Here is a 21,942-nt window from a genome sequence, read left to right as displayed (position 1 = left end):
GCGGCCCGCGACGGTGCGGGCGGCCGAAGCACGAGGGCACGGTGAGCGGCATGGAGCAGCAGGACGTACGGGGCGTCGTAGGAGGTGGCTCGGGATCGCGCGGCAGCACTGGGTCTTGCGGTGACACGGGATCGCACGGCAGCACGAGGGGCAGGAGGTACGGCGGGGCCGTGCTGGTCGCGGCCGTCGTGGCGGGCTGCACGGTGGCGGTGCCGGCCACCAGCCCGTCCTGGGCGCTGCGTCGGCCGGAGCCCCGTCCGGCGGTGGAGGTCGTCGCGCCGGGCGCGCCGACCGCGTCCGCCGTCCCCGAGGTGTCCACCCTGCCCGCCGTGGTCGCCGCGCCGTCCGACTCCGACCTGGAGGTGGTCCGGATCGACCCGGACCCGGCGGCGCCGCCCGGCGGCACCACGACCGTCCACGGCTTCGTCGCCAACAGGGGCCCGGACGCCACCGCCTCCCCGTTCACGGTCGTGGTCACCCTGCCGAAGGGCGTCACCCCCGAGGGGCCCTACTACCCCGACAACTGCGAGGTGCTGCAGAACGGCCACCGGGTGCGCTGCGTCTTCGGGCCCGGGCTGCCGCCGCTGCGCACCGCGACCGCCCTCGTCCCGGTCCGTCTGGACCCCGACCTGCCCCTGGGAAAACTGAGCGGCGGCTGGGTCGCGGTGCGCAGCGCGGACGACCGGGACGAGAGCAACAACCGGCAGCCGTTCGACATCACGGTGGTCGAGACGGCTGCCGGTTCCTGAGCACGTCGTCCCACCGGGCGCCGGGCGCCGGCGAGCGGCTGCCGGCTTGCGGCGACCGGTGAGACGTCCTACCGGTTAGCGGTAGACGCGGACGTAGTCGGCGGCCATGGTGATCGGAGCGGTCCCCTGTGGCGCGGGGTGGTACTGCCCCGCGCACACCGAGAGGTTGAGGATCAGGTACGCCGACCAGTTGGCGCCGACGCCCTTGCCGTCCGAGAAGACCTTGACGCCGTTGACGTACCAGTCCACCGAGTTCGCGCCGTAGTAGGTGCCGATGGTCACCCACTGGTCCTTCGCGATGGCGCTCGCGTCGGTGTAGTACTTCGGGTTGCCGGGGTTGACGTGGTTGGTCAGCTCCAGCAGGTTCGGGTTGTCGGGGTGGTACTCGAAGGAGTCGATCTCCCCGTTGCCGTTCTTCCAGGTCCACAGGGCCGGCCAGGCGCCGGTGCCCGCGGGCAGCTTGACCCGGGTCTCGGCGTAGTCGCCGGTCTTGACCTGGAAGCCCTCGCTGGAGCCCTCGGTGGTCAGGAAGCCGGTGTTCCAGGACTGCTTGCCGTTCTCCAGGGCCGGGCCGCCGGGGGCGGCGGTGAAGGTGGCGACCCCGTTGGCGACGCTGACGTTGTTCTTGTTCAGCCAGTCCAGCTTGTTGTCGTCCGGGTTGTGGTTCCCGTACTTGTACGAGGTGCTCTTGTCGCCGACCCAGCGCTGGCCCCAGGAGATCGAGCCGTTGAACTCGTCCGACCAGGTCAGCGACTTGCCGACGACCGGGGAGGACGGCGCGGGGGCGGTCGGGCTGGCCGTGGCGCTCGGGGTCGGCGTGGAGGTCGGGGTCGGCGTGGAGGTCGGCGCCGGGGTGGCGGTGGCCGTCGGGGCCGGGGCCGGGGTGGCGGTGGCCGAGACCATCAGCTGCTGCGAGGGCAGGTTGTGCCAGACGCCGCCGAGGTCCTGCCAGAAGCCGAACTGGGTGTACGTCCCGGCGGGCAGGGTGCGCGCGCCGCTGGTGAAGTTCACGCCGCTCGGGCAGATCTGCACGTTGGAGGCGTTGCCGGGGAAGTCGAGGTTGGTGCCGCGCGCGTCCCGCACGCCCACGCCGACGGTCTTCGCGGTGAAGCAGGCCGAGGAGTGCAGGCCGAGCGAGGCGGTGCCGGCCTTGCCCGCGACCATGGTGGCGGGGGCGAGCCGGTCCTGGGTGACGGTCGGCGCGGTGGCGGCCTGGGCACTGCTCACGGACGGCAGTCCGAACAGGCCGGCGCCGCTGATGGCGAGCGCCCCCGTGGCGGCGAAGGCGGCGTTGCGGCCGCGGCGGGAGGGGCGGGCGCGGCGCGGCGTGGCGCGCCGGACAGCAGGCTGGGGCATGAGCGGACCTCTGCGACGCCTGCGAGGTTAGCTGTCGGGTTCGGGCTGCAGTTGGCCCGGCCGCCTGTGGAACGGCTTCACCCCTAGCCACGACCCGTACGCGTGAGCGCGCGGGCCGGGCGCCGACCTTGGTTCCCCCGCTCCCGTCCGCGTGGTGCTCGGTGACCCGCCGACGGGTGGACGGGACTCGGCGTCCCGGCGGCGGGGTCCGCGAGGGCGGACGACCGTTGCAGGCTAGGCAGGCTGTGCGTGAACGGACAACTCCGTCGGTCCGGTTGTCGCGCAGCTCACAGTGGTGTCGATCAACAACGCTGTGCGGCGGCCGAGTTGATCAATCCCCCGGCCCGGCCGGATGCCCGTCCTGGTTCCTGGCCGGGTGCCCGTCCGGGTGCTCGGCCGAAGGCCTGGCGGGATGGTCAGCCGAGCCAGGCGTCGACCTGGCTCTCGGCCTCCGGCGCCCAGGCCAGCTCCAGGCGGTCGAGGCCGCTCAGCAGCCGGGTGCCGCCGACCGTCGCGATGCCGGTGGTGTGGACGGGCGTGGTGGGGGTGCGTCTCGCTGGGGTGAGTCTCGCAGGGGTGCGTTTTATGGGCGGACGGTAGGACCGGAGCGCGGCGGGTGTCCATGTGCCGGTCGCACCCCCCGGCGGGCGGCGCGGTGGCGATCCGTACCGTGGCAAAGATCTGACCGACTGCACCCGGTCGGATAAATTGGAGGCCTGACATTTCCGCAGTGCACAAGAGCACCAAAGCCCGAAACGAGGAGCCGCCCCACCATGATCGCGTCCCTGCCCGCCTTCGCCGGCCGCACCTACGTCTTCCGGGCCGACAACGGCGCGGCCTTCCGCAACACCTACTCGGCCGACGGCACGCGGCTGCGCTGGGAGGGCCTCGGCGAGTCCGCGGGCCAGTGGGAGGACGTGCGGCTGCACGTCGCCGAGGTCGCACCGGAGATCTACTTCGTCAGCTGGACGGAGCAGAGCGGGATCACCGTCAGCCATGTGATGGACCTGAACAAGCTGACGGTGCGGGCCTTCTGGACCTTCGAGGGCGAGGGCGGCCGGGTCGGCCAGCTGCACACCGGTTCGCTGGAGCGGGTGGCCTGAGACCTGTGACGGCCGGACCCCCGACCCGCGGCTGGGCCCCGGGGTCCGGCCGATAAGCGGCCGGTCGTCAGGCGGTCGGGTTCGGCACCGCAAGGTGCTGGGACAGCCACTCCAGCGAGGACGGCAGCAGCGCGCTCCAGGTCTCGAAGTTGTGGCCGCCGTTCTCGAGCATGCTGTACGAGACCTTCATCGGGCTCCGCGCCGCCTCGACGAAGGCCTCGGTCTCCCGCCGGTAGTCGCCGTCGCCCTTCTTGGTGCCCGCCAGCAGCACGGACACGTTGGGCTGCGGCAGGTTCTTCAGCCGCCACATCAGGTTGGCCTCGTCGCGGCGCTGCTTGCTGCCGCCGAACAGGTCACCGGTGGTCGGGTCGTCGGCGGCGTCGTAGTAGGCCGAGAGCGCGACGGCGGTCGGGAACACGTCGGGGTGGCGCATGGCCAGCTTGAGCGCGCAGTAGCCGCCGGTCGAGTTGCCCATGAAGGCCCAGGCCTGCGGGTCGGACGAGACCCGGAAGCTGGCCTGGATCGCCGAGGGCACGTCCTTGGTGAAGTACGTGTCGGACTGCGGGCCGTTCGGGATGTCCTCGCACTCGGTGTCCTGCGGCAGCGCGGGCGAGGGGCGCATCAGGATCAGGACGGTCGGCTGCATCCGGCCCTCCTGCAGCAGCTTGAGCGCCGCGCCCGGGTAGTTGAAGCGGGTGATCAGGTTCTCGGCGATTCCTGGGAACCCGGTGCTGACGATCACGGCCGGGAACTTCCTCTGCGCGTACTCCGGCTGGAAGTACTGCGGGGGCAGGTAGACGTAGCTCTCGGTGGACAGCCGGCTGACCGCACCGTCGATCCGGACCTTGCGGATCTCGCCCGACTGGCTGGGCTCGCGGCCCACCGCACCGCCGCCCTTGACCGAGGCGTGGCCGATCGTCTCCACCAGGAGGCGACCGGAGGCGTCCGCCTTGTTGTGGATCACCACCGGGCCGGTGTCACCGGTGCCCAGCAGGTCGTCCCAACTGCTGTAGAAGGCGAAGTAGTTGTTCGCCACCAGGCCGAGCGCCGCGAGCACCGCGAACTGGGTGGCGAGCAGCGTGCCGATCCGGCCGAGCACCGCCTGCCAGGTCGTCCTGGCCATCCTGGGCCACAGCCAGACCGTGCCCCCCATCACCACGACGGCGATCAATACGGTCAGCGCCAGCACCTTGTGGCTCGTCAGACCCATGTCCTACTTGCTCCCACGCCTCGAACTCCGGACCCCTCCGCTGGGGACATCCGAGGAGGTCACCCCGGCTCCCCTGCCAGGGCGCAATGATCAACCCTAGCGCCAGCTGGGAGAACGCTGATGGCGGGCTGGGAGGTCGCGGGGAACGGCCGACGGCTTTCAACCGACAGAGTTCAGATGACAGATTTCGAAATCTGTCATCTGACATCTGAACCCTGAACCCTGTCAGCTGCTCGCCGTCACCCGCCAACCGCCGGGCGCGGCAGCCACCACGCCCCACGCCCGACGCACCCCCGGCTCAGGACACCCGCTCCCAGAGCCGCAGCCCCGCCGTGAGCTCGCGCATGCAGCGGGCGCCCAGGTCGCGCGGGGAGCCCGGGCCGACGGCGGGGGCGTCGGAGGAGGCCCACTGCTCCAGGGCCACCCGGATCGCCGCTGTCGCGGCGGCGGCGGCCAGCCGGATCTCCAGCGGATCGGTGCCCTCCGGGCAGCGGTCGGCGAGGACCGCGCGCAGCCGCACCTCCGAGTCGGCGTGGACGCGCTGCCAGGCACCTTCCAGGCTCGGGTCGCGCAGCAGGCTGCGGGTCCACTGCATCATCTCGGCACCCGCCTCGTCGGCCGGCGTCAGCGACGCGACCGCCGCGCTCTCCAGCGCCTCGCGCAGCGGCAGGTCGGCCGAGCTCTCGGCGAACCGGTCGACCCACTGCCGTCCGCCCGCCGCGAGCAGCGGGGCGACGGCATCCTCCTTGACGGAGAAGTACCGGTAGAAGGTGCGCAGCGAGATGCCTGTGGCGAGGGCGATCTCCTCGGCGGTGGTGGCCTCCGCCCCCTTTTCGGCGAAGAGCGCGGCGGCAGCGCGGGCGATCTCCAGCCGGGTGGCGTCACGGCGGCGCTGGTTCAGGGTCGGGCGTCCGGTCACGGGGTCAGCCTACGCGGATGGGTGCCATTCTGGCGCGTCATGCCGAGATGACTCATCAAGCCTCATTGGCACAACGTGCCACTTGGGCGTACCGTGCCTCTTGAGGTCGAGAGACCACGAACGAACGGAGTACCACCATGGAGCGCTTCAGCGGACGGAACGTCCTGATCACCGGCGGCGGCTCGGGCATCGGCCGGGCGACCGTGCACCGGATCCTCGCCGAGGGCGGCAAGGTCGTCGCCGTCGACGTCAACGAGGACGGCCTGAAGAAGACCCTGGACCGCGCGACCGCCGACGGCACCGCGGACCGCCTGACCATCCGGGTCCTGGACATCTCCGACGAGGCCGCCGTCGTCGCGGGCGTCGCCGAGGCGATCGCCGACCTGGGCGGCCTGGACGTCCTGGTCAACGCGGCCGGCATCCTCCGTGCCTCGCACACCCACGAGACCACCCTGGAGTTCTGGAACACGCTCCTCGCGGTGAACCTGACCGGCACCTTCCTGATGACCCGCGAGGCGCTCCCCGCACTGCTCGCCGGCGGCAAGGGCGTGGTGGTCAACTTCAGCTCCACCTCCGCGAGCTTCGCCCACCCCTACATGGCCGCGTACGCCGCGACCAAGGGCGGCATCCAGTCGTTCACCCACGCCATCGCCTCGGAGTACTCGAAGCAGGGCCTGCGCGCGGTCTGCGTCGCCCCGGGCAGCATCGACAGCGGCATGACCAACAACCCCGGCCTGCCCGCCGACGCCGACTTCAGCCTGCTCGCCAAGCTCTCCCCCGCCCTCGGCCAGGGCTTCGCGGGCCCGGAGACGGTGGCCGGCGTGATCGCCATGCTCGCCTCCGACGACGGCGCCTTCGTCACCGGCACCGAGCTCCGCATCGACGGCGGCACCCACATGTGACCGCCCGCCCCCGCGGCCCCGAACGGCGGGGCCTGTGCCGTCCCCTGTACGGCACAGGCCCCGCTTCGGCGTTTCGCCCGCTGCCGGAAGGCCTCGATGCTGCGTCGGCGGCCGTGAGGGTCCGGAGCGTCACCACGGCCGTCACCACGGGAGCGTGTTCGGCCCTCGTCAGCCCGTTCCGGCACGGGCGTGACGGCCCCTCGGGACCGCGCCGTCGCGGGCGTCGCGGTGCGCGGCGAGCGCGTTGCCCACGGCGGCGACCGCGGCGCCGACGAGGACGAAGGCCACCGCCGTCAGGAAGCAGGCCCCGGCCACCCGGCGGTAGCCACCGTGCAGGGCGGGGTCGAGGAACGGGTACGGGTACCAGTCGACGGCGTGGCCGCGCAGCAGCGCGTACACCAGGTACAGCAGCGGGAACGCCATCCAGCCGAGCACCACGACCGGGCGGACGCGCCGGGCGGGCGGGTCGATCAGCCAGTCGGCAAGCACGACGAGCGGGATCGCGCGGTGCAACACGTCGTCCGCCCACGGGATCACCAGCTGCTCCGGGTACTTCGCCAGCAGCGTGCCGTAGACCAGTCCGGTGATCACCAGGTAGAGCACGACCGCCCCGCGCACCTCGTCCGGCACCGGGCGGCGGCCGGTCAGGCCCGCCCAGCCGCCGTAGCCCAGGACGGCGACCACGGCGAGGTTGCCCAGGTTGGTGAAGTAGCTGAAGAAGTTCACCACCCCGGTGGGGTCCGTCGCCGCGCGGTAGCCGGAGAAGCAGAGGGCGACGGCGACGAGGGCCGCGACGGCGAGCCGGGCGGGTGCGAGCCACGGGTAGGTCGACGGTGCGGCGGTCGATGGTGCGGCCGCGGTCGATGGTGCGGGCATCGTCGAGTCCGCCTCTCTGGGGGCGCCCCTCCGGCAGGAGGGCTACTCGGATTCAAACCCGGGCCGGAGCAGTCGGCCACAGGAGCGGGAACGGGCTCGGAAGCCTGCCAGGGCTCGAGGGTCCGCCCAGCTCAGGGCCTGCCGGGCTCAGGGCCTGCCGGGCTCACGGGGTGCGCCAGTCGGCGGCGAAGGCGGCGGCCGGGTTGGTGGTGAGGAGCAGCTCGGGCAGTTCCGGGCCGTAGGCGCGGGCGAGCCGTGGGGCGAGATCGGTGAGCAGGCGGGTCGGACCGCCGGCCTGCCGGGCGGTACGGGTCGTGGTGTCGGCGCCCAGGAGCAGCTGGTCGGCGTGGCCCGCGTCGACCAGGTCGGCGATGACGTCGAAGGCCTGGAGGTCGGTCGGGTGGCCGATCCGGGAGGGGCTGTCCAAGGCGAGGTGGACGCCCTCGGCGGCGAGGCTGCGGTACGTGGCGCGGTCGGGGAACCGGGTGAGGTGGCCGAAGATGATCCGGTCGGGCCGGACCCCGTCGCGGCTGCTGAGCCGGGACAGGACCTCGTGCGGATCGCCGTCGGGTTCGAGGTGGACGGCGATCGGGGCGCCCGTGGCGTGGTGCGCTTCGGCGGCCGCGGCCATCGTCCGACGGGTGTGCGCGGTGGTGCGGCCCGCGTCGTCGGCGACCTTGATCAGACCGGCGCGGGCGCTCTCGGATGCACCCGGCAGTCCGGTGGTGAGCTCGGCGACGAAGCGTTCGGCGAGGTCCGCGTACGGGACGGGGCCGGCCGCGTAGTGGGCCGCCTGGTGTGCGCCGGTGGCGGCGACGATGTGGACGCCGGTCGTGCGGGAGAGGGTGGCGAGCGAGTCCGCGCCCCGGCCCATGCCGAACGGGGTCCACTGGACGAGGGTGCGGCCGCCGGCGGCGGCGTAGGCGCGCAGGACCTCCTCGGCGGCAGCCGGATCGTCCAGCTCCTGCCCGGGGAGCAGCGGGCTGCGGATGAAGAGGTGGTCGTGGGAGTCCGTGACGCCGAGTTCGGCGGGGTCGAGGTCGCCCAGGACGGTGCGGACGGTGCGGCTCATGCCTGCTCCTCGGTGAGGTCGCTGACTGCGGTGGTTTCGGTGGCGGCTTCGGCGGCTGCGGCGAAGGTCGCGGTCGCGACGCGCAGGCCGGCGAGGGCCTTGGGGACGCCGACGTAGGGGGCGAGGTGGACGATGACCTCGGTGATCTCCTCCTTCGTCAGGCCGATCCGCCGGCTGTAGCGCACGTGGTCGGCGAGCTGGGGTTCCACCCCGCCGAGGGCGGTGAGGGCGGCCAGGTTGGCGATCTGGCGGTCGCGCAGGGCGAGGCCGGGGCGCTGGTAGGTGCCGCCGAAGAGGCTGGTGACGATCCAGTCGGGGAAGCCGGGGGCGAGGGCGTCCAGCCCGCCGAGGGTGCCGGCGGCGGCCGGCCCGGCGAGGTCGGCGAGCAGGGCGTAGCCGGCTTCGCGGTCGAGCGGGGCGGGGGCGAGGTCGTTCGGCGGCAGCGGCACGGAAGTCATCGGGGCGTGGGGCCTTTCAGAAGTGGCGTCCGGCCGGCAGCCGGTCGAGTTCGGGTCGGGAGAGGTGCAGCACCTGGTAGCGGGCGCCGGGCGCGTCCTCCGGGGCCGGGCCGTGCCAGAGGGCGAATCGGAGCAGTTCCCAGCGGCTCGGGTCCACGGCGACGGCGGCGGTGTGCAGGGCCGGGTGCGTGGGGAGTTCGGCGAGCGCCCGCTCGACGGCTTCGGCCGGGTCGGCGGTTTCCGGCAGCCGTACGGTGTCGCGGGTGGCGGTGGTCGGGGCGGTCTCCCGCGCGTCGGTCGCACCGCCGTGGCCCAGTCCCGCTCCGAGCCAGTGGTGGACGGCCGGGCGGCCGAAGTCGGCGCTCAGACCGCGGAAGGCCGGGCCCCAGAGGAAGCTGTTCATGCCCTCGGCGGTGCGCCAGAGGTAGAACGGCGCGTACTGGTTGACCGGCGACCCCTGGAGACCGCGCTCCCGGACCAGGTACGCCTTGAGGCCGAGGCCCGGGTAGGCGTCGAGCAGGTGGCCCTTGTCGGCGACGCGTTTGCGGATGATGCCCATGTCGTAGTCGGCGGGGAGGGTGATCTCGTACTGCATGGCGTGCACGGCGGGGCTCCTCGGGGTCGGTGCGCGGCGTCGGGCTGTCGGTCCTGTTCGTTCCGTTCGGGCTGCCGGCCCTGGTCGTGTGGTCGGCCTCTTGGCCGAGCCGGCCCGGTTGGCTCTTCGGGCCCGGTTCGCTCTGTTCGTCAGGCCGTTCGGTGTGCCGCGAGCAGGCCGAGGGCGCCGCGGACGGCCTGGTCGAACGGCTCCGCGCTGTCCGCGGCGCGGGCCAGGACGTAGCCGCCCTGGACGACGGCGACCACGGCGGCGGCGGTGTCGGCCGGGTCGAGGGCGGGGGCGAACTCGCCGCCGGCCTGGCCCTCGGCGACCAGGTCGGCGATCCGGCCGCGCAGCCAGTCGAAGGTCTCCTCGACGGGGGCGCGCAGCTGCGGGTCGGCGACCACGTCCGGATCCTGGGCCATCCGGCCCATCCGGCAGCCGCGCAGGACGTCACGGTCCCGGCGCAGGTACGCGGCGATCCGGCCGTACGCGCTGCCGGGGGCGGCGAGGTCGGCCTCGGCGATGCCCCGCATCTGCTCGGCGCTGCGGCGCAGGGCGGCGGCGGCGAGGTCGGGCTTGCCGGTGAAGTGGTGGTACATGCTGCCCTGGCCGACGCCGGAGCGCTGCTGGATGGCCTTGGGGCTGGTGCCGACGTAGCCGCGCTCCCAGAGGAGTGCCTGGGTGCTCTCGATGAGGCGTTCCTGGGTGCTCATGTGAATCACTGTACATACCAGTAGGTACAGAGTGCCAGTGGTATGCCGGATCGGGTTCAGGATCGGGCTTCCGGATCGACTTCCAGGAGCCTTCGACGGCCGCCCGATGGTTGAGGGCCGTGCGCCGCCCCCCGGCGGCCACGACCCCTCGACGGTTCGTCATCCCCCTTGCCGCCGGGCGGCATTCCGCCGCGATCGGTGGCGCGCGTCACGTCACGCACGGTTGCCGGCGTCACGCCGGACAGGGCGCGCACGGCGCGCTGCGCGGGCGGGCGGGCGGCGGATCAGTGGTTACGGGAACGGCAAGGGCTTGATCGGCCGGGGCCGGCTGGCAGGATGTCCGACATGAGCTACCTCGCCGCGGATGACCGCTACGCCTCGATGACCTACCGGAAGGCCGGCCGCAGTGGCGTCCAGCTGCCCGCCGTCTCGCTCGGGCTCTGGCACAACTTCGGTGACACCCAGCCGCTGGAGGTGCAGCGGGCGGTGCTGCGCCGGGCCTTCGACCGGGGCGTCACGCACTTCGACCTGGCGAACAACTACGGGCCGCCGTACGGCAGTGCCGAGCGCAACTTCGGCTACCTGTTCGCCCAGGACTTCCGGCCGTACCGCGACGAGCTGTTCATCGCGACCAAGGCCGGCTGGGACATGTGGCCCGGCCCGTACGGCAACGGCGGCAGCCGCAAGTACCTGCTGGCCAGCCTCGACCAGTCGCTGGACCGGATGGGACTGGACTACGTCGACGTCTTCTACTCGCACCGCTACGACCCGGACACCGCGATCGAGGAGACGATGGGGGCGCTGGACAGCGCGGTGCGCTCGGGCAAGGCGCTGTACGCCGCGGTCTCCAACTACCCGGCGGAGCAGCACCGGGAGGCGGTGGCGATCCTGCGGGAGCTGGGGACGCCGGTGCTGCTGAACCAGTCGGCGTACTCGATCCTCAACCGGCACGTGGAGGAGGCCGGGGTGCTGGACGCGGTGGGCGACACCCAGACCAGCCTGATCGCCTACTCGCCGCTGGCCCAGGGACTGCTGACGGACCGCTACCTCTCCGGGGACGTACCGGCCGGCTCGCGGATGTCGGTCGGGAAGTTCCTGACCCAGGAGGCGCTGACCGGGCCGAAGCTGGAGCAGCTGCGGGCACTCGACAAGATCGCCGAGGGGCGCGGGCAGACGCTGGCGCAGCTGGCGCTGTGCTGGGTGCTGCGGGACCCCCGGGTGGTGTCGGTGATCATCGGCGCGAGCAGCGTGGCCCAGCTGGACCAGAACCTCGACGCGCTGGCCGGCGGGCCGCTGACGGCGGAGGAGCTGGCGGAGATCGACCGGCTGAGCCGCTGAGCCCGCGTTACTGAGGCGCCGAGCTGCGCGGCCTCTGCGGCGGAAGGTGACGATTGACAACTGACAGCTGACAGATTTCGAAATCTGTCAGCTGTCAGTTGTCAGCGACGGTCGACGCACCCGGGCACCGGGCTGGGCCTGCACCGTCCGCTGCACTCCACAGCGCCCGGAAGGCCATCAATAGCCCTGCGGCGGCGGGCTGCTCGTCCGTTCGGAACGTACGGGCGGCCCGCCGCCACAGTCGGCAGTCGGTGATCAGACGGCGGCCGGGTTGTACTTGTAGCCGACCCGACGGACCGTCACGATCGTTTCGCGGTAGGCGGGTCCGAGCTTGCGGCGCAGACGGGCGACGTGCACGTCGACCGTCCGGCCGTCCCCGACGTGGCCGTAGCCCCAGACCGCGGAGACCAGGTGGTCCCGACTGTGCACCCGCTGCGGGTGCTCGGTGAGGTGGGCCAGCAGCTCGAACTCCAGGTAGGTGAGGTCGAGCAGCCGCCCGTCGACGTACGCGTTGCGCCGCTCCGCGTCGACGGTGATGCCGCGCCCGGCCGCACGCACCGGGCGGACACCCGCCGGAGCCGACGCCCCAGGCAGTCCGGCGGCTCCGGACCACCCGACAGCTCCGGGCAGTCCGGCAGTCGCGGGCACGACGGGCGCATCGGGCAGGCCCGGGCCACCCGCCGCCGGACTCTCGGTCGGCACCAGCACCAGGTACCCGACCATCGGGCTCCCGTTCGCGCCACCGAACTGCGCGCCGTACTGGGCGAGCAGACCCTGCGGCAGCACGCCCTGCGGCAGGGCGGCGACGACGGTCGCCCCCTCCGGCAGCGCGGCGAGCAGCGCGTGCGGGGCCGGCGGGACAACCGTGCCCGGCTGCGGCGCTACGGCGGTCGTCGGACCACCGGCCGGGCGGGCCGGGCCGGTGTGCGGCGGGCGGAGCGCCGCCCCGGGCCATCGGTCGGCCACCGAAGCCGGGGCGACGGACGGACCGGCGGACGGACCGACGGACGACCCCGCGACCCAGGCCGAGCCGGCGGCACCGGGAACGGCGGACGGAACAGGTGACGGAACGGAGGACGGAACAGGCGGAACGGACGGAACAGAGGGGACCGTCGGAACCGAGCGGACCGCGCGCAGGTGCGGGGTCGCGGTGGGCAGGGGCAGGGTGGCCGTGGAGGAAGAAGACATGGTGTGCCGCTCATTTCGCGCGTGACGGACGGGGTGGAGTCGTCTGCGCGTCGACCGGGCGTACTGCCGGGGCTGGACCGGACTGAACCGGGTCAGCGGGCGGAGAGCCGGGACGCGCTGGGCGAGCCCGGACACGTCTGATCGAACAGGTGCGGCTGCCGGGACGGCCAGAACGGCTCGAGGTCGTGGTGACCCCGTCGGCTGTCCGCGGCGCGGCTCACGCGCCCGTTCCACCGTCCGGTCCGTCCACCGCCCGCGCACGTCGCGGGGGCCGTCCCGGCCGTTCGGGTACGGCCGACGGCGGCGGGGTCAGGTCTGGGGCAGACGATGTTCACTGGTGGTCTCTCCGCTGGGCGGTCCGGTTGGTCGGCCGCGGGCGCGCCGAACGGCGGTCCGCTACGGCCTGGTCGACGGGATCAGCGGTGCGTCGGGCGGTGGCTGGTGGGCCGGGAGCGCCGGGGACGTACCGGGATGGGACAGGCCGGTCAGCGACAACACGCGCTGCAGATCAGCGCGTGGTCGATGTAGCGGCGGACGGTGAGCACCGGAGCGGCGGCACCCGAGCGGGCGGAGCCGGGCATGAGGGGCCCGGACAGGGCGGTGGCGATGCGTCGTCGGCCGACGGTCGTCATTCTGCTGCCCTCCCCCTCGTTCTGTGCGCGGCGGTTCACCGCTGCCGGTGCGCGCCGGCGGTGCCTCGCCGGATCGTCGAAGGCCGTCCGCCGGTCGGCAACGCCCGTGTGAACGGGGCGTTTCCGGGGCTCCCGACGGCATGGCCGGGCGGCCTTCGTCCACTGAGCCTTCCACGGCCGGGCCGGTCTAGGCAACCTTCCGCGCGCCGACCGTCCGGGATGCGGACATCGGAATGAGACGTCGGCCGGTAGGGGACGCCCGCGCCGCCGTCACCCGAGGCTCCCTCAGGCCCGGGCGGCAGCGCGGTGGCGGCGCGCGGCGGCGTGCTCGACCAGCGCGACGAGCAGGTCCTTCCCGTCCTCCCGCAGCCGGGCGTCGCAGAGCAACACCGGGATGTCCGGGTCGAGGTCGAGCGCGTCCCGCACCTCGTCCGGCGTGAACCGCTCGGTGCCCTCGAAGCAGTTCACCGCGACCACGAACGGGATGCCGCGCTGCTCGAAGAAATCGACCGAGGGGAAGCAGTCGGCCAGCCGCCGGGTGTCGGCGAGCACCACGGCGCCGAGCGCGCCGCGCGCCAACTCGTCCCAGACGAACCAGAACCGGTCCTGCCCGGGCGTGCCGAACAGGTAGAGGGCGAGGCCGGGCCGCAGGTCGATCCGGCCGAAGTCCATCGCCACCGTGGTGGTGCGCTTCGCCTCGACGCCCGAGGTGTCGTCCAGTGGACGCCCCAGCTCGCTGAGTTCCTCCTCGGTGCGCAACGGCCGGATCTCGCTGACCGAGCCGACCAGGGTGGTCTTCCCCGCGCCGAAGCCGCCCGCGACCAGGATCTTCACCGCGGCGGCCGGACCGCCGCGCCACCGCGGGTCGTTGGCGTTCGCCGGGTCGGACGCGGCACCGTCCGGGCGGAGGTGGTGGTCAGAGCGCACGGAGTCCATTGATCACGTCTCGCAGCAGGCGCTCGTCCGGCAGCTCGGCGAGCGGAACGGGTCGGGTGACGCTGATCAGGTCGGCGTCGTAGAGGTCGCCGAGCAGCACCCGCACCACGCTGACCGGCAGGTCGGTGAAGGAGCCGAGTTCGGCGACGGAGAGCGGCTCGCGGCGGCACAGCGCCAGCAGCGTCTGGTGTTCCGGGTCGAGGACGTGCGCGGGCACGGCCCCCGCGTCCGGCCCGGGCTCGACGGCGGTGACCAGCGAGATCAGGTCGAACAGGCCCTCCTCGACCGGCCGGGTGCGGCCGCGGGTCATCGAGTAGAGCCGCACGACCGGGCCGGCCTCGTCGTCGAACCAGCGGTCGTCGACCGGGGTGCGCGGACGGAACAGGTCGACCTCGGGTCCGTCCGGGTCGATCTGCTCCGCGTCCGCCGGAGTGTCCACACCCTGGGATGCGGCCACACCGTCCGGCGCGTTCACGCCGGCCGGGGCGTCCACCTCCGCCGATGCGTCCGCACCAGGCGACGCCCCCGCACCGGTCGGCCCGTCCGTGCCCACCGGCACCTCCGGGCCGTCCGGCACGTCCGGCACGTCCGCCTTCGGATCCGCCATCGGCCCGCTCATCTCCCCGGCGGGGCGGTTTCGGTGCGCGGCTCGGCGGCCATGTGCTCGCCGACCCGCTTGACCAGCAGGGCCATCTCGTAGGCGATCTGGCCGATGTCGGCCTCGGCGTCACTCAGCACGGCCAGGCAGCTGCCGTCGCCGGCGGCCGTGATGAACAGGAACGCCTCGTCCAGCTCGACCATAGTCTGCCGGACGCCGCCGACCTTGAAGTGCCCGCCGGCCCCCTTGGCCAGGCTGTGGAACCCGGCCGCGACGGCGGCCAGGTGCTCGGCGTCCTCGCGGTCGAGGTCGCGGGAGGCGCCGGTGGCCAGGCCGTCGCTGGACAGGATCACCGCGTGCCGGAGGGCCGCTACGCGCCCCACCAGGTCGTCCAGGAGCCAGTTGAGGTCCCCGGACGGCTGCGTCGAAGTGGTCATGAATCAGTTCCTTCCGCTGGAGCGGGTGGTGCAGGTGATGCCGATGATGCGGGTGATGTGGGCCGCACAGGCGATGTGGGCCGCACGGGTGGTGCGGGTCGTGCGAGTGGTGCCGGTCGTGCTGATGAATCGGGTACAACGGGTGATACCGGTGGTACGGGCGATCCCGGGCCCGGGCTGCGACGGACCGGCGGTCCGGGCGGCAGCCGACGGGCGAGCGGGGCTCGCCCGGTGTCCGAGGGGGCGGGCAGCGCCGCCGGGGCGGGCGCCGGGCCGATCGCCCGGCGGGACGCGCCCGGCGGCTGCCAGACGGGTACGGCTGCGAAGCGATCGCGCGGCGATCCCTCGTGGGCCGTCGGGGCGCTCTCTGCGCCCTCTGGCGTGCCGTCGCGGTCCTTTGACGATCCGTCGCCGTTTCTTGACGATCCGTCACGGCCTGTCGGCGAGCCGTCGCGATCCTTGGTGGCATCGGCACGGTCCACCGGGGCGGAGGCACCGCGTCCCCGGGTGAAGCCGCGCTGGAACGAGGCGAAGGTCGCCCGGGCCTCCTCGGGCGAGCGCTCCCGTGCCTCCCGAGCGTCGGGAGCGGACCCCGCGTCCCCGGTCGTGTCCCCCGACCCGCCCGCGCTGCGGAATCGTTCCTTCACTTGCTCCGTGAGCTGTTCCCTGAGCTGCGGCGCCAGGTTCGCCTGCCGGACCCGACGCGGCAGACCGCCCACCGTCCGGGGCGCGGCGTCCACCGGCGGAACCTCGGCAACCCCTGCAGCCCCAGCGATCACGGCAGCCTCGGCGACAGCGGCAGCCTCGGCGGTCGCAGCAGCCGCGAAGGCCTCCGCAGCCGCGGCCACCACCATGTCCTCCCGCCGGTGCCGGCCCGTGCCCGGCCCGTCCCCGGTGTCCCCGGTGTCCCCGGTGTACGCTCCGGGCGCGGGGACCAGGACCGGTCCGCCCTTGGGCCGCGAGGCCCTACGCGGCAGACCGCCCGCCGTACGCCCCGCCTCGGGCACGGAGGGCCGCGGCCCGCCCGTCCCCCGGTGCCGACCGCCCTCACCGGCGCCGGACGAGGAGCCCGACGACACGCCGGACAGGGAACCGGACGAGGAGCCCGCCCCGGGGTCGGTTCCGCCCGCAGCCCCCGGCCCGGGAACCGGCCCCGGGACCGCGACCAGGTCCCGCTGCCCGCGCCGACCGGCGCCCACGGACCGCCGACCGGTCGCGGCCGGCTCCGCCAGCCCGTCCGGCGCCTCGGCGAGCAGCTCGCGCGGGATCAGCACCACCGCCGTCGTCCCGCCGTACGGGGACGGCCGAAGGTGCACTCGGATGCCGTGCCGCCGGGCCAGCCGGCTGACCACGAAGAGGCCGAGCCGGTCGGTGTCGGCCAGGTCGAACTCCTGCTCCACGGCGAGGCGTTCGTTGATCTCGGCGAGCAGCTGCTCGCTCAGCCCGAGCCCGCGGTCGTCGATCTCCAGCGCGAAGCCGTGCGCCACCACCTCGCCTTGGACGGTGACCTGGGTGCTCGGCGGGGAGAACACCGCGGCGTTCTCGACGAGTTCGGCGACCAGGTGGGTGATGTCCGCGACGGCGCTGCCGAGCAGGCCGGTGCCGGGGAACGGCCGGACGGTCACCCGGGCGTAGTCCTCGACCTCGCCGACCGCCGCCCGGACCACGTCGACCATCCGGACCGGCTTGCGCCAGGCACGCCCGGGCGAGCCGCCGGCCAGGATGATCAGGCCCTCGGCGTGCCGGCGCATGCGGGTGGTGAGGTGGTCGACCTTGAAGAGGTCCGCGAGCTCCGTCGGGTCCTCGGTGCGGCGTTCCATGGTGTCGAGCAGGGTGAGCTGACGGTGCAGCAGCACCTGGCTGCGCCGGGCCAGGTTGACGAACACGGCCGAGACGCCGCGCCGCAGCTCGGCCTGTTCGACGGCGGCCTCGACGGCGGCCCGCTGCACCGCGTTGAAGGCCTGGCCGACCTGCCCGATCTCGGCGTCGCCGAAGTTCAGTCCGGGCGCCTCGGTGGCCACGTCGACCGGCTCGCCGCGGCGCAGCCGCAGCATGACGGAGGGCAGTCGGGTGCCGGCGAGTTCGTTGGCCGCGTTGCGCAGGCCGATCAGCTCGCGGGCCAGGCCGCGACCGATCCGGAACGAGATCATGATCGACAGCACGACCGCGACCAGGCCGATCGCACCGGCGATGCCGCCGCGCCAGAGCATGCCGATCGCCGCGGACCGCGCGCGCTCGTCGAGCCCGGCGGCGATCCGGCTGTTGATCGAGTTGAGGTCGCCGAGTGCCCGGTCGGCGGTCTCCCGCCAGGAGTCGCTGTTGAGTGCCTGGACCACCCGGTCGGGGCCGCCGGCGCCGACGAAGTCCGCCTCGGCGCGGGCCAGCGCGCCCCAGGCCTCGCCGCCGCGCAGGGCGATGTAGTCGGACTGGTCGGCGGGTTCGAGCTCGGCGACGTAGACGGTGAACAGCGCCTGCTGGTTGTGCAGGGCGTCCAGCGCGACCTGGTACTGCTCGGCGGTGGGTTTGGCGGCGCCGGCGCGCAGGCCCTCCATCGCCGCGTCCTCCTGAGACAGGTACTCACGGGCGCGCACCAGCTCGATCAGAATGGTTCCCTGGCGCGGGAGTTGGCCGGTCTGCCGGGCGACGTAGGCGGAGCGGAAGCCGAACACGGGCTTGACCAGGTCGCTGTACTGGTCCAGCGCGAATTCCCAGTTCAGCGCGGCCCGGCCGACCTGGGAGCGCAGCGGGCCGATCTGGTCGGCGGAGGCGATGATCTGCACGAAGCGGCCGCGCTGGGGGGTGGAGAGCTTGCTGCCCGCGCTGTCCTTCTTCTGCCGCAGCACGGCGAGGCTGCGGTCGGTGTTGGCCTTGGCGTGCTCGTAGGCGTCCCGGGCGACGGGCGAGCGGGGGTCGGCCAGGCTCTGGACGGCGGCGCGGCGCTCGTTCTGCAGGTCGGTGGCGTACTGGTCGACCGGGCCAGCGAACTCCTTGTACGTACGGCTGATCCTCAGCTGGCTCCAGACGTCGCCGGTGGTGGCGAAGGTCGCGAACACCCACAGGGCGGTGAGCGCCACGATGGGCACCAGGAGCAGCGCGATGATCTTCGCGCGGATCGAGCTGCGGCGCAGACGCATGGAGTCCTCGGTCGGGAAGTGCCAGGCGCGGACGGGGAGGGTGGGGGCCGTGGAAGCGGTGGGCGCGGCGGGAGGGGTGGGGCGGGGTGGGGCAGGGGCAGGAACGGTGAGGAGGGATACGGAGGGGGCTCCCGGCCACGGGTCTGCGCGACTCTACTACGCCCTGACCACTCGTTCGAGGGCCGAACCAATCCGCCTCCCCACCTTGCCCCGCACACGTCAGAAACCGGTCGCCCAGGCCCTCGTTTCACGACGGAATCGTCCACTGATGCCCGGAATGCCCGACCTGCACGCCACCCTCACCCCTCTCCCGCATCCTCTCCCACGCCTTCACGGGTGCGGCACCATGCGGGCGGACCGGTGCCGATCTCGTCGCGCCACCGTCACAACCCTGGGAAGTGACGGGACGATCCGATAGTTTCGCTCCACCCGCGCAACCGGCGCCGGCGCCCCGGCGGCCGGAGGGCGCGCCGGGCCGGCCCGGCAACAGGCGCCGGGAGACGCGAACTGGGGAGGACTGTGCGCGAGTTCACCACCCCCGCCCCGGACGCTCCCGAGGCCGCCGGAGGACTCGCCGACTCCCTGTACGACACCGCCGAGCGCACCCCCGACCTGGTCCAGTTGTCCCGGCGGACCGGCGGCGGACGCTGGCAGGACGTCACCGCCCGGCAGTTCCGGGACCAGGTGCTCGCCCTGGCCAAAGGACTGCTGACACACGGCGTGCACTACGGCGACCGGGTCGCCCTGATGTCCCGCACCCGCTACGAGTGGACCCTCTTCGACTACGCGCTCTGGTCGATCGGCGCGATCACCGTCCCGGTCTACCCCACCGCCGCCCCCGAGCAGGTCCGCTGGATCCTCGCCGAGACCCAGGCCGTGGCCTGCCTGGTCGAGGACGAGGACGCCGCCATGACCGTCGGCGCGGTCTGCGACGCACTGCCCGACCTCACCGGCATCTGGCAACTGGACCGCGACTGCGTCGCCGCGATCACCGAGGACGGCCACGGCGTGCCCGACTCCCTGGTGCACCGCCAGCGCCTCGGCGTCGCCGCCGAGAACGTCGCCACCGTCGTCTACACCTCCGGCACCACCGGCCGGCCCAAGGGCTGCCTGCTCACCCACGCCAACCTGGCCGCCGAGGCCGACGCGCTGCTCGCCGGCTGGGGCGACGTCCTGCGTGACACCGGCGGCGGCCAGCCCGGCACCCTGCTGTTCCTGCCACTCGCCCACGTCTACGGGCGGGCCGTGCAGATCGCGGCGATCCGCGGCGGCTTCCGGGTCGGCCACGTCCCCGAGGTCTCCACCGACGCGCTGCTGCCCGCGCTGGAGACCTTCCGGCCGACCTTCCTGCACGCCGTCCCGTACGTGTTCGAGAAGATCTTCCAGCAGGCCCGGCGCGCCGCCGAGAGCTCCGGCCGCGGCGAACTCTTCGAGCAGGCCCGACAGGTGGCCGTCGACTGGGCCGCCGCCCGGGAGCAGAAGGCCTTCGGACGCGGCCCCGGACCGGGCGCCGCACTGCGGCTGCGCCACCTCGCCTACGAGCGGACCGTCTACCCGAGACTGCGCGCGGCGCTCGGCGGCCGGGTGCGCAGCGTGATGTGCGGCGGCTCCTCGCTGCGGCGCGACCTGGGCCTGTTCTTCACCGGCGCCGGGCTGCAGCTGTACGAGGGGTACGGGCTGACCGAGACCTCCGCCGCGATCACCGCCAATCCGACCGGGCGGCAGAAGCTCGGCACCGTCGGGCAGCCGGTGCCGGGCGCCTCGGTGGCGATCGCCGACGACGGCGAGGTGTGGGTGCGCGGCGACTCGGTCTTCGGCGGCTACCTCAACCACCCGCGGTGCACCGCCGAGTCGCTGGTCGACGGCTGGTTCGCGACGGGCGACCTGGGCCGGCTGGACGAGGACGGCTACCTCACCATCACCGGCCGCAAGAAGGACCTGATCGTCACCAGCAGCGGCAAGAACCTCGCCCCGGCCGGCCTGGAGGAGCGGGTCGAGGCGCACCCCCTGGTCTCCCAGTGCCTGGTGGTCGGCGACGACCGCCCGTACGTGGCCGCACTGATCACGCTCGACCCGGCGGCGCTGGCGCACTGGCTGAAGACCCGCGGGCGGGAACAGCTCGACGCATGGGCGGTGCTCGCGGACGAGGACCTGCACGTCGAGATCCAGCGCGCGGTGGCGGCGGCGAACACGGCGGTGTCGCGAGCCGAGTCGATCCGCGCGTTCCGGCTGCTCCCACGGGAGTTCAGCGAGGAGCAAGGTCTGCTGACGCCCTCACTCAAGCTGCGGCGAGGGGCCATCGCGGAGTACTACGCGGAGGACATCGAGGAGCTGTACCTCCCCTGATCGGGATGTCCGGTAGGTGTTTTGACTGGCCGTCTTGTCCCTTGTGGCACAGGTCCGGTGGCCGCCCGGTTCATCTGCCGTTCCCTTGACGGGCCGATTGGTCCAGTCCATTGTTTCTCTTCGGCCCGAGTGCGGCGCACCACCACCCCTTTCGTTCGCGCCCTCCCCACGGGCGTCTCCCCCACACGCTGGAGTCCTCACGTGTCGATGTCCACGCGGCTGTCCGCGCTGGCCGCCTCCGTCGCGCTGCTCACCGCCTTCGCCGTACCGGCGGCCTCCGCCGACGGCGCCCAGGCCGCCCAGGCCGCCCCTGCCACCCCGGCCGCCGAGGCCGCCCCGACCGTCAACCTGGCGACCAACCCCGGGTTCGAGCTGCCCGCCCCGAGCCTCGCCGACTGGGGCAGTATCCCCGGTTGGAACTGCACCGGCGGCCCGGCCGAGGCGGCCGTCACCCCCACCGCCCCGCACGCCGGCGCCTCCGCGCTGACCGTCACCCCGGCGAACGCCGACTCCACCGGCGAGTGCGCCCAGACCGTCGCCGTCCGCCCCGGCACCACCTACACCGCCTCCGCCTGGGTGCGCGGCAGCTTCGTCTACCTGGGCGCCACCGGCACCGGCAAGGACGTCCCGCCCGCCTGGACGGAAAGCACCGGCGGCAGCTGGCAGCGACTGACCACCCGGTTCACCACCGGCCCCGACGCGCACAGCGTCCGACTGTACGTGCACGGCTGGTACCAGCAGGGCCCGTTCTCGGTGGACGACGTCCGGGTGGTCGGGCCCGCACCCGCCCCGGCGGTGGCGGCGAGCTCGATCCCGACCACCGACAGGGTCGTCTTCTTCACCGTGGACGACGGCTGGCAGCGCACCCCCGAGGCGGAACAGTTCATCGCCGACCACCGCCTGCCGATCACCGCCTTCCCGCTGCCGATGCCGGCCGGCACCGACCCGGCCTTCTTCCAGCGGGTCACCGCCGTGCCCGGCTCCTCGATCCAGGACCACACGGTCTCCCACTCCGACCTCAGCAAACTCCCGGCGGACCAGCAGCAGGTCGAGATCTGCGACGCCCGCGACGCCCTGACCCGCCACTTCGGCACCGCGCCCGTGGTCTTCCGTCCGCCGTACTTCGCCTGGAACGCCGACACCCTGCAGGCCGCCGCCAACTGCGGCATCCGCACCGTGCTCACCGCCGACGCCGACTTCAGCTGGGGTGCCGCCGACATCTGGCACCCGGGCCTGCTGCAGCCGGGCGACGTCGTCCTCATGCACTGGACCGACATCCTGGCCACCGACCTGCAGCGGGCCCTGGCCGCCGCCGACGCCGCCGGCCTCAAGCCGACCGGCCTGGTCGACTACCTGCGCTGACGCACCGCGACACCG

The 21,942-nt window shown here is 73.4% G+C and carries 19 protein-coding genes and 1 riboswitch; of the genes, 6 read left to right on the top strand and 13 right to left on the bottom strand.

From position 1 onward, the window contains the following. Positions 1–170 precede the first annotated feature (170 nt). Positions 171–749, top strand: coding sequence for a hypothetical protein (locus ACZ52R_RS17035; protein WP_465662288.1), 579 nt, complete (start codon positions 171–173; stop codon positions 747–749). A 75-nt stretch (positions 750–824) separates the two neighbouring features. Here the strand turns inward: ACZ52R_RS17035 and ACZ52R_RS17030 are convergent, their stop codons facing one another. Then, positions 825–2,105 (bottom strand): glycoside hydrolase family 16 protein, encoded by a 1,281-nt coding sequence (locus ACZ52R_RS17030; protein ID WP_465662286.1) that lies wholly within the window; start codon positions 2,103–2,105, stop codon positions 825–827. A 1-nt stretch (position 2,106) separates the two neighbouring features. After that, positions 2,107–2,272: riboswitch (cyclic di-AMP (ydaO/yuaA leader) on the bottom strand. A gap of 606 nt (positions 2,273–2,878) precedes the next feature. On the opposite strand from ACZ52R_RS17030, the gene ACZ52R_RS17025 reads away from it, so the two are divergent. Further along, positions 2,879–3,208 (top strand): phenolic acid decarboxylase, encoded by a 330-nt coding sequence (locus ACZ52R_RS17025; protein WP_360490037.1) that lies wholly within the window; start codon positions 2,879–2,881, stop codon positions 3,206–3,208. 67 nt (positions 3,209–3,275) lie between these two features. Here ACZ52R_RS17025 and ACZ52R_RS17020 read toward each other — a convergent pair whose 3' ends face one another. Both ACZ52R_RS17020 and ACZ52R_RS17015 read right to left on the bottom strand, forming a co-directional pair. Beyond that, a complete protein-coding gene (locus tag ACZ52R_RS17020; protein ID WP_360490039.1) occupies positions 3,276–4,418 on the bottom strand; it encodes an alpha/beta hydrolase in 1,143 nt (380 codons plus the stop codon). A 298-nt stretch (positions 4,419–4,716) separates the two neighbouring features. Beyond that, entirely contained in the window at positions 4,717–5,337 is a 621-nt protein-coding gene (locus ACZ52R_RS17015; protein WP_465619731.1) for a TetR family transcriptional regulator, read from the bottom strand. Between the two features lie 137 nt (positions 5,338–5,474). On the opposite strand from ACZ52R_RS17015, the gene ACZ52R_RS17010 reads away from it, so the two are divergent. Next, positions 5,475–6,239, top strand: coding sequence for an SDR family NAD(P)-dependent oxidoreductase (locus ACZ52R_RS17010; RefSeq protein ID WP_465753673.1), 765 nt, complete (start codon positions 5,475–5,477; stop codon positions 6,237–6,239). Between the two features lie 168 nt (positions 6,240–6,407). Here ACZ52R_RS17010 and ACZ52R_RS17005 read toward each other — a convergent pair whose 3' ends face one another. The 5 genes from ACZ52R_RS17005 to ACZ52R_RS16985 form a co-directional block, all read right to left on the bottom strand. Next, positions 6,408–7,115, bottom strand: a complete 708-nt coding sequence (locus ACZ52R_RS17005; RefSeq protein ID WP_465753672.1) for a Pr6Pr family membrane protein — start codon at positions 7,113–7,115, stop codon at positions 6,408–6,410. A 163-nt stretch (positions 7,116–7,278) separates the two neighbouring features. Next, a complete protein-coding gene (locus ACZ52R_RS17000; protein ID WP_465662282.1) occupies positions 7,279–8,187 on the bottom strand; it encodes a phosphotriesterase family protein in 909 nt (302 codons plus the stop codon). Then, entirely contained in the window at positions 8,184–8,645 is a 462-nt protein-coding gene (locus ACZ52R_RS16995) for a carboxymuconolactone decarboxylase family protein (RefSeq protein ID WP_465753671.1), read from the bottom strand. The genes ACZ52R_RS17000 and ACZ52R_RS16995 overlap by 4 nt, the downstream gene beginning before the upstream one ends. A 16-nt stretch (positions 8,646–8,661) precedes the next feature. Further along, positions 8,662–9,249 (bottom strand): DUF4865 family protein, encoded by a 588-nt coding sequence (locus ACZ52R_RS16990; RefSeq protein WP_465662279.1) that lies wholly within the window; start codon positions 9,247–9,249, stop codon positions 8,662–8,664. 140 nt (positions 9,250–9,389) lie between these two features. Continuing rightward, complete coding sequence (locus tag ACZ52R_RS16985; RefSeq protein WP_465753670.1) at positions 9,390–9,956, bottom strand: TetR/AcrR family transcriptional regulator; 567 nt, start codon at positions 9,954–9,956, stop codon at positions 9,390–9,392. 345 nt (positions 9,957–10,301) lie between these two features. On the opposite strand from ACZ52R_RS16985, the gene ACZ52R_RS16980 reads away from it, so the two are divergent. Beyond that, positions 10,302–11,294: an aldo/keto reductase gene (locus tag ACZ52R_RS16980; protein WP_465753669.1), complete on the top strand. Its 993-nt coding sequence runs from the start codon at positions 10,302–10,304 to the stop codon at positions 11,292–11,294. A 255-nt stretch (positions 11,295–11,549) separates the two neighbouring features. Here ACZ52R_RS16980 and ACZ52R_RS16975 read toward each other — a convergent pair whose 3' ends face one another. The 5 genes from ACZ52R_RS16975 to ACZ52R_RS16955 all read right to left on the bottom strand — a co-directional run bounded on the left by ACZ52R_RS16975 (position 11,550) and on the right by ACZ52R_RS16955 (position 18,219). Further along, entirely contained in the window at positions 11,550–12,260 is a 711-nt protein-coding gene (locus tag ACZ52R_RS16975) for a winged helix-turn-helix domain-containing protein (protein ID WP_465753668.1), read from the bottom strand. Between the two features lie 1,139 nt (positions 12,261–13,399). After that, positions 13,400–14,050, bottom strand: a complete 651-nt coding sequence (locus ACZ52R_RS16970) for a GTP-binding protein (protein ID WP_396287654.1) — start codon at positions 14,048–14,050, stop codon at positions 13,400–13,402. After that, the gene (locus tag ACZ52R_RS16965; RefSeq protein WP_396287675.1) at positions 14,031–14,462 is read right to left on the bottom strand and encodes a DUF742 domain-containing protein; all 432 of its coding nucleotides are present in this window, start codon (positions 14,460–14,462) and stop codon (positions 14,031–14,033) included. Before ACZ52R_RS16965 ends, ACZ52R_RS16970 begins: the two co-directional genes overlap by 20 nt. Before the next feature lie 203 nt (positions 14,463–14,665). Then, the gene (locus ACZ52R_RS16960) at positions 14,666–15,085 is read right to left on the bottom strand and encodes a roadblock/LC7 domain-containing protein (protein ID WP_360490059.1); all 420 of its coding nucleotides are present in this window, start codon (positions 15,083–15,085) and stop codon (positions 14,666–14,668) included. Beyond that, positions 15,082–18,219 carry a sensor histidine kinase gene (locus ACZ52R_RS16955; RefSeq protein WP_465753667.1) on the bottom strand — a complete coding sequence of 1,046 codons (3,138 nt, stop codon included), beginning with the start codon at positions 18,217–18,219 and terminating at the stop codon, positions 15,082–15,084. The genes ACZ52R_RS16960 and ACZ52R_RS16955 overlap by 4 nt, the downstream gene beginning before the upstream one ends. Before the next feature lie 519 nt (positions 18,220–18,738). On the opposite strand from ACZ52R_RS16955, the gene ACZ52R_RS16950 reads away from it, so the two are divergent. Then, positions 18,739–20,565: an AMP-dependent synthetase/ligase gene (locus ACZ52R_RS16950; RefSeq protein ID WP_465753666.1), complete on the top strand. Its 1,827-nt coding sequence runs from the start codon at positions 18,739–18,741 to the stop codon at positions 20,563–20,565. Between the two features lie 207 nt (positions 20,566–20,772). Next, positions 20,773–21,927: a polysaccharide deacetylase family protein gene (locus ACZ52R_RS16945; RefSeq protein ID WP_465753698.1), complete on the top strand. Its 1,155-nt coding sequence runs from the start codon at positions 20,773–20,775 to the stop codon at positions 21,925–21,927. The last annotated feature ends 15 nt before the right edge of the window (positions 21,928–21,942 follow it).

This window comes from Kitasatospora sp. NPDC034023 (assembly GCF_055575795.1).
This window is presented reverse-complemented; position numbering and strand designations above follow the sequence as displayed.

Excerpts from the sequence above, each read along its gene's own strand:
- ACZ52R_RS16945 (WP_465753698.1), top strand. The coding sequence starts at position 20,773 with ATGTCCACGCGGCTGTCCGCGCTGGCCGCCTCCGTCGCGCTGCTCACC.
- ACZ52R_RS16995 (WP_465753671.1), bottom strand. The coding sequence starts at position 8,645 with ATGACTTCCGTGCCGCTGCCGCCGAACGACCTCGCCCCCGCCCCGCTC.
- ACZ52R_RS17000 (WP_465662282.1), bottom strand. The coding sequence starts at position 8,187 with ATGAGCCGCACCGTCCGCACCGTCCTGGGCGACCTCGACCCCGCCGAA.
- ACZ52R_RS17005 (WP_465753672.1), bottom strand. The coding sequence starts at position 7,115 with ATGCCCGCACCATCGACCGCGGCCGCACCATCGACCGCCGCACCGTCG.
- ACZ52R_RS16970 (WP_396287654.1), bottom strand. The coding sequence starts at position 14,050 with ATGGACTCCGTGCGCTCTGACCACCACCTCCGCCCGGACGGTGCCGCG.
- ACZ52R_RS17030 (WP_465662286.1), bottom strand. The coding sequence starts at position 2,105 with ATGCCCCAGCCTGCTGTCCGGCGCGCCACGCCGCGCCGCGCCCGCCCC.
- ACZ52R_RS16960 (WP_360490059.1), bottom strand. The coding sequence starts at position 15,085 with ATGACCACTTCGACGCAGCCGTCCGGGGACCTCAACTGGCTCCTGGAC.
- ACZ52R_RS17025 (WP_360490037.1), top strand. The coding sequence starts at position 2,879 with ATGATCGCGTCCCTGCCCGCCTTCGCCGGCCGCACCTACGTCTTCCGG.
- ACZ52R_RS16980 (WP_465753669.1), top strand. The coding sequence starts at position 10,302 with ATGAGCTACCTCGCCGCGGATGACCGCTACGCCTCGATGACCTACCGG.
- ACZ52R_RS17020 (WP_360490039.1), bottom strand. The coding sequence starts at position 4,418 with ATGGGTCTGACGAGCCACAAGGTGCTGGCGCTGACCGTATTGATCGCC.
- ACZ52R_RS17010 (WP_465753673.1), top strand. The coding sequence starts at position 5,475 with ATGGAGCGCTTCAGCGGACGGAACGTCCTGATCACCGGCGGCGGCTCG.
- ACZ52R_RS16985 (WP_465753670.1), bottom strand. The coding sequence starts at position 9,956 with ATGAGCACCCAGGAACGCCTCATCGAGAGCACCCAGGCACTCCTCTGG.
- ACZ52R_RS16955 (WP_465753667.1), bottom strand. The coding sequence starts at position 18,219 with ATGCGTCTGCGCCGCAGCTCGATCCGCGCGAAGATCATCGCGCTGCTC.